The organism is Vibrio sp. 1249-1, from assembly GCF_033340495.1.
In genome coordinates, this window is record NZ_JAWOWJ010000358.1 from 1 (window position 1) to 819 (window position 819).

3 protein-coding genes are annotated in these 819 nt (G+C 46.4%); all 3 read right to left on the reverse strand.

From position 1 onward, the window contains the following. Positions 1-39 precede the first annotated feature (39 nt). Positions 40-288, reverse strand: coding sequence for a type III secretion system needle filament protein VscF (vscF, locus tag R7Z50_RS26350; RefSeq protein WP_005464566.1), 249 nt, complete (start codon positions 286-288; stop codon positions 40-42). Positions 289-299: 11 nt separating this feature from the next. Continuing rightward, positions 300-509, reverse strand: a complete 210-nt coding sequence (locus R7Z50_RS26355) for an EscE/YscE/SsaE family type III secretion system needle protein co-chaperone (protein ID WP_015296814.1) — start codon at positions 507-509, stop codon at positions 300-302. Continuing rightward, on the reverse strand, positions 496-819 hold a 324-nt coding region (gene sctD, locus R7Z50_RS26360), incomplete at its 5' end, for a type III secretion system inner membrane ring subunit SctD (protein ID WP_318149595.1). The genes R7Z50_RS26355 and sctD, both read right to left, overlap by 14 nt.

Here is an 819-nt window from a genome sequence, read left to right on the forward strand (position 1 = left end):
AATTTCAGCCAACAGCTGGCGTAATTCTCGTTCCATGCATTACACCTTCTGCAGGATCGACTGCATTACATCTTTGATCGCACGAGTGGTGGTCGCGTTGATGTTGTATACCACCGACCATTTGTTGATAGCGTGCTGAAGTTCAGCCAGCTTAGATGGGTCGTCCGCGTTGGTTTCTAGATTTTTAATGGCATCGGTGACGGATTTGTTCGCGTCTTTCGCTTGTTGCTCAAGTTTCGTTTTAACGTCATCGAGGTTTACACTGTTGGTCGCATCGTAAAATGACATAGGATTTCCCTTTATTTTTGGTTAGCTTCGTATGCTTCAATCACAACCTGTGCCGCTGTGTATGCTTCATACTGTTTTAGTAGCAATTGATACTGCTGCGGAGGACATCCCAAGTCCAACTGACGCTTTACCGCTGCCTGTGCTTGTAAGAGCTTGCTCTTAATGTTTTGCACTTCAATGCCACTTAGGTCGTTATTTAGAATCTGTTCAAGATTTGTCATGGTTTTTCTCGCCTTCGTATCCAAGTTCAATAGTGATAACGCGCCCGCCTTTCACCAGCTCAATCCCTGCTGGCGTTACGCTGGATATGCGATAACCCTGCGGAGTGCGAGCACCTACCATGTAGCGAACGTTATCGGTAAGAATGACGTATGGCACTTGGCCAAAATTAACGCTACGAAACGGGAAGTCGATGTCCGTGCCTTTGCTGACTTTGGGAATCGATTTCAAAACCAGATACGGCTTTTCACCATACTGCTCACGAAAATCCCGAGTCACGCCGTAAAAGCGTGTGGTTTCGATGTCGTCTAA

What these genes read in the sequence shown, in the direction of transcription:
- R7Z50_RS26355 (WP_015296814.1), bottom strand. Translation starts at nt 509, where the DNA reads ATGACAAATCTTGAACAGATTCTAAATAACGACCTAAGTGGCATTGAA.
- vscF (WP_005464566.1), bottom strand. Translation starts at nt 288, where the DNA reads ATGTCATTTTACGATGCGACCAACAGTGTAAACCTCGATGACGTTAAA.